Annotated in this window: 7 protein-coding genes; 5 read left to right on the top strand and 2 right to left on the bottom strand. The window is 52.5% G+C overall.

Annotation, left to right across the window (positions count from 1 at the left end; genetic code table 11):
* Window positions 1–185, top strand: a 185-nt coding sequence (locus Q8O80_RS01950) for a hypothetical protein (protein WP_305576359.1), incomplete at its 5' end; no start/stop codon positions are given.
* A 6-nt stretch (window positions 186–191) separates the two neighbouring features.
* Entirely contained in the window at window positions 192–440 is a 249-nt protein-coding gene (locus Q8O80_RS01955) for a hypothetical protein (RefSeq protein ID WP_305576361.1), read from the top strand.
* A gap of 242 nt (window positions 441–682) precedes the next feature.
* Here Q8O80_RS01955 and Q8O80_RS01960 read toward each other — a convergent pair whose 3' ends face one another.
* On the bottom strand, window positions 683–844 hold the full coding sequence (locus tag Q8O80_RS01960) for a hypothetical protein (protein WP_305576363.1): 162 nt from the start codon (window positions 842–844) through the stop codon (window positions 683–685).
* Between the two features lie 442 nt (window positions 845–1,286).
* On the opposite strand from Q8O80_RS01960, the gene Q8O80_RS01965 reads away from it, so the two are divergent.
* The 3 genes from Q8O80_RS01965 to Q8O80_RS01975 all read left to right on the top strand — a co-directional run bounded on the left by Q8O80_RS01965 (window position 1,287) and on the right by Q8O80_RS01975 (window position 4,257).
* On the top strand, window positions 1,287–1,649 hold the full coding sequence (locus tag Q8O80_RS01965; RefSeq protein WP_305576365.1) for a hypothetical protein: 363 nt from the start codon (window positions 1,287–1,289) through the stop codon (window positions 1,647–1,649).
* A gap of 104 nt (window positions 1,650–1,753) precedes the next feature.
* Window positions 1,754–3,193 carry a UvrD-helicase domain-containing protein gene (locus Q8O80_RS01970; RefSeq protein ID WP_305576367.1) on the top strand — a complete coding sequence of 480 codons (1,440 nt, stop codon included), beginning with the start codon at window positions 1,754–1,756 and terminating at the stop codon, window positions 3,191–3,193.
* On the top strand, window positions 3,190–4,257 hold the full coding sequence (locus Q8O80_RS01975; RefSeq protein ID WP_305576369.1) for an acyltransferase: 1,068 nt from the start codon (window positions 3,190–3,192) through the stop codon (window positions 4,255–4,257). Before Q8O80_RS01970 ends, Q8O80_RS01975 begins: the two co-directional genes overlap by 4 nt.
* A 134-nt stretch (window positions 4,258–4,391) precedes the next feature.
* Here the strand turns inward: Q8O80_RS01975 and Q8O80_RS01980 are convergent, their stop codons facing one another.
* The gene (locus Q8O80_RS01980) at window positions 4,392–4,547 is read right to left on the bottom strand and encodes a zinc ribbon domain-containing protein (protein ID WP_305576371.1); all 156 of its coding nucleotides are present in this window, start codon (window positions 4,545–4,547) and stop codon (window positions 4,392–4,394) included.
* Window positions 4,548–4,558 lie beyond the last annotated feature (11 nt).

A 4,558-nucleotide genomic window follows, 5' to 3' on the forward strand; every position in this document is an offset into this window, starting at 1 on the left:
TACAGGAGCAGGAGATTCCTGTGAAGTTTAGCCCGGACGCCATGACTGCATTGGCACTATTGGTGGCAGAGAGTGATCCTGGCAACAAAGATCTGATGATTCGGCTAACGATGAACAGTATCGTTGAGCATCCTGAATTGAACTTGGACGATTCCGATACTTTGGAAGTGCCGCAGCCAAAATAAGGGGAATTGCAGCGCTGGAAGCTGGTCAAGAAGGCGGAGAATAGTTTCTTTTCATCCATCCCGGCCTGGGCCTCGATCGAGCGGGCGAGGCAGGTGGCGGTGGAGCAGGCGGATGTGGATTGGGCGGCGGCCGAGGAGGCCGGGAAAGAGGCAGAGAAGCAGGCGGATGCGGAGTTGGCGGCGGAGTTGGCGGCGTACAATGCGGAGAGGGATACGGCTCGGGCGGATGAGGTGGGGGCGGGGCCGAAGGGGTGAGGGTCTCGGAGGGTCCTGGCAACCCGGTCTCGGAGGGTCCCGCCGGGCGCTGATTTTTCTACTTTATGTGCGCGACTAGGCGCGCTGCCTTGGAATACACCGGCCACCTCATTGGCTAGAATCACCGCATCCTGCTAAGGATGAGTAGCGCAAGATCTTATGTGGGCGCTGCAAAAGGAAAGGCTCCTATGAGAGCACAGGAGCCTATTAGATGCTAAGCGGTTTGATTGAAGTCGATAGCCTTACGCAGCTTTAGAAAACCGATGTTCCCGTTCTAAAGTTTTACCCATTTCTTCCGCATGAGCGCGCAACCTACTTGTCTCGGCAAGAAGCTGATCAAATTTCTTAATCAACTTGCGCTTGGCAAGAAGTTTTGAATCTTCATTCTTCGCATTGATGTCCATTTTTCACCTCCACCGGTCGTTGTACAGCAATCACTAAAACTGAGCCTGTTTTTTAATACCTATTGGGTAGAGCCTCTAACATGCGCAGACTCTTCCATAACTGCATCTATAGCAGTAGGGAAGTGGGAAGTCAACAAAAGCCCTTGCAAAAGCCCTTGCGAAACCATGGGTCTAAACCTCCCCATGGCTAAAGCGAGGGGATTCTCGCGGTTGTGAGGTTGAGACCGACATCGCGCTCTTGACGCAAGCTGAAGTTGCGGCGATACATGATGCGATGATTTATCGCCATTTTGCGTCCATGGGATACCTATAGCCAGGCTATTCCTTGGTTATCCGGTATGCCAAAACATCTTTTTTCTCCAAAAAGTTGCTTAAATGAAAATTATCATTAAAATTAAAGGCATGTTGGATTTTTCAAAGAAGAAGGGTTAAGGGGTGGCAAATGGATACACAATTTTTCGATTGCCCGGTGGCTGAAAGTGATGCCGGGGCGATGATGAACAAGCTGGATGGAGATCGCCCTGCCAGGCCGGGCAGCCAGCACCCTGCAAGACCGGGCAGCCAGCGCCCTGCAAGACCGGGCAGCCAGCGGGTAGCCGGAATCCTCTCGGACCAGGCAAGCGCCTGCGAGCGCATTCGCGCCCGGCTGTCTGTCAAGCGCCAGTCAACCCCGTCCGCACTGGGAGACCTTAAGGCTGAAAATGCCGCGCATTCTCTATTGATTGACGAAGTGAATGGCCCGTTGTTCTCTGCAGAATTCAATAAGCAATATGGTGGCGCAGCAACAAATAGCTCTGGAGACTGATCAATTGGGCTATGGTATGTCACAAGGAGGGCTGCTTTCGCAGCCTTTTGTTTTGGTGGTTACTTAGCGTATAATTATTACCTACGCAAATGAGGTGGCGACACATGGGTGAATCGAAAGTCATTACGGCAACACCGGAACAAGTCGGGATCCGCGATTCCAGCGCGCATCAGTTGGTGGTGAACGCTTTTGCCGGCACCTCCAAGACAACTACCTGCGAGATGTATGCGAGCCGGAGACAGAACAAGCGCATCCTTTACATCGTATTCAACAAGGCAAATCAGATCGAAGCTCAGGCGCGCTTTCCGAGGCACGTTAAGTGCGCGACGGCTCATGGGTTGGCTTACGCCAAGTTTGGCGCCCGGTATGCGCACAAACTGGCCGGTAACCTGAGAGCGACGGATGTGCTTGCCGCGCTCAACTTGGGCAACAACTACGTGGTCGCACAAGGCGCATTGAACTTGCTGATGAAATATATGGTTTCAGCAAGGGATGATATTGCGGATGTCGCGGCTGACGAAGAGTTCTCATCCACCATTGCCGAGGTCGCCAGAGATTTGTGGAAGAAGATGAAGGATGTGAATGACAGCTCAGTTCCTATGCTACACGACGGCTATTTGAAACTCTTCCAGCTCTCTCGCCCTTTGCTTCCGTACGACATCATCCTTCTGGATGAAGCACAGGATACCAATCCCGTGCTTTCGAGCATTATTTCCATGCAACCCTGCGACAAGGTATTCGTCGGCGATGTGCACCAGCAGATTTACCTGTTTAGAGGGGCCGCCAATGCAATGGCGATGCTTGCTGGCGAACGCCATGTGCTCACCCGGTCTTTTCGCTTTGGTGCCGACATTGCGGATGTGGCCTCAAGGATATTGCACGAGAAGGGCGAGGATGGTTCGATCATCGGTGCCGGGCAGGATGGTGCGATCGATGACATCGACCTTGATCGCCCATTCGCGCATATCTGCCGCACCAATGCCGGTATATTCTCGGAATCCATCGATGCGGTCCGCGCTGGCCGCAAGATCGGCTTTGTGGGGGGGTTCAAGAGCTACCGCTTCAATATGATCCTGGATGCGCATAACCTGAAATTCGGCGGCGCGATCAAGGACCCATATATTCGCAGTTTCGGGGATTTTTCGAAGCTTGAGACTGTGGCGGCCGAGACGGAAGATCCGGAGCTCAAGATGCTCAGCAAGGTTGTGACGGAGTATGGCGAAGAGATTCCTGCGTTGGTAGAGAAGGTTCGCTCGTCAGAAGTTGATATCAATCAAGCCAAGATCATATTCATGACAGCGCATAAATCCAAGGGGCTGGAATTCGACCAGGTCAGACTTGCCAATGACTTCTACGCGATCTCCAAGTATCACGATGGCAGAAAGGCGGCTCAAAGCGATAGTGAGCTCGCCAATCTGGATGTCGAGATGAACCTGCTCTACGTTTCTGCGACGCGCGCCAGAAGGATATTGGAGCCGAACGACACGATCGTCGAATCAATCATCAATAATGGGTATGTACAGAAGGCATCGCACGGGATATGAAAACGACAGCGGAGTTGCGCGCAACTTATATCGACCGGATCAATGCGTTACCTTCACAATTTCCTGCGCTCAATGCGTTGCGGGTGGCGGCGGCCTTCATGGTGTTCATTCTGCACTTGAACTACTTTGATGTGGCTGTATGGAAAGGGTTTGTCGGGGAGTTCTTTTGGCTGTACGAGGTTGGGTATGTTGCTGTAAGGTTATTCTTTGTGCTGTCGGCGTTCCTTCTGACCTTGCATTGGCTCAAGACGCCCAGATACGGCGAATTCATGTCGAAACGGTTTTGGCGCATCGCGCCAACCTATTATTTCAGTTTAGTTATAGTGTTTGGCGCCGTTTTTGTAGCAGGCGCCGCCTCCGGAAAAGATTGGGTGATCCAGTTATGGCAACACCTGTTTTTCGTCTCGGGGACATCGTCTGTTCCGGGATTTGGTGTCAACCCGGTCTACTGGTCGCTTTCTGTCGAGATGGCGGCCTACCTTCTCCTCCCGCTTCTGGTGCGAATCACCCTTGGGGTGGTGAACTATATTGGCGTTGCGATCCTGCTGTCCATTCCGGTGTTATGGAAATTGCTAGTCGTGTATGTGGTTACGCAAGAGTGGATGGATCCCTACACGGCAAACTATGCGTGGTACGCCTTCCCTTCATTCATATTTGATTTTGCTGTCGGGATATTGTGCGCAAAGGCGCTGGTCGAAGGATTTCATCTGCCAGCCATGATGCGACACGTTGCGATCCCTGCTGGGCTACTCGTGTTGCTGGTGAGTGTATTCCCGGGATCAGGAACAACAGGGTTCATCACCGGCGCCATCGTTCCTGTCTTGTGTGGATGGTTATTGCTATCTACCCTGAATAGCCAACCCATTGCATCATGGGCATCAAAACCCACGATTAGTTACTTGTCCAACATCAGCTACGGTTTTTACATATGGCATGCCTTCATCATTTATGTGGTGGTTTCCCTCGGTGGCACGAACTTCTTGGTAGCTTTCTCGGCGGCTTTATCACTATCCCTTGTCGCGTCAGCGACCTCGTATCGGTGGACTAAACCTCTCCATGCCTAAAGGCAGGGGGTTCTAAGGGCGAACCCGCTGGGGTCTCCTGGCTCTCGTCTTGCGACTACAGCATCCAGGATGTAGTTTGAAACGAGTTGTTGATCGTCGGAACGAAACTCCTGGCCGTTGATATCCTCCCTGCCCTAAAGGGCGAGGATTCCTACTGCTAGACGCTCATATCCAAGCGCGAGAATGTTTTTAGCGGCGTTTACGTCGCGATTGTGAGCGGCACCGCACTCACAACAAACCCATTCTCTTATTCCAAGACCCGCTCTACCTTTCGGACTGCTGGCGGGCAACGCCCGACAGC

This window comes from Devosia sp., from assembly GCF_030689745.1.
GTDB lineage: Bacteria > Pseudomonadota > Alphaproteobacteria > Rhizobiales > Devosiaceae > Devosia > Devosia alba.

Coding starts and splice junctions, on each gene's coding strand:
- Q8O80_RS01960 (WP_305576363.1), bottom strand. CDS start 844: ATGGACATCAATGCGAAGAATGAAGATTCAAAACTTCTTGCCAAGCGC.
- Q8O80_RS01965 (WP_305576365.1), top strand. CDS start 1,287: ATGGATACACAATTTTTCGATTGCCCGGTGGCTGAAAGTGATGCCGGG.
- Q8O80_RS01970 (WP_305576367.1), top strand. CDS start 1,754: ATGGGTGAATCGAAAGTCATTACGGCAACACCGGAACAAGTCGGGATC.
- Q8O80_RS01975 (WP_305576369.1), top strand. CDS start 3,190: ATGAAAACGACAGCGGAGTTGCGCGCAACTTATATCGACCGGATCAAT.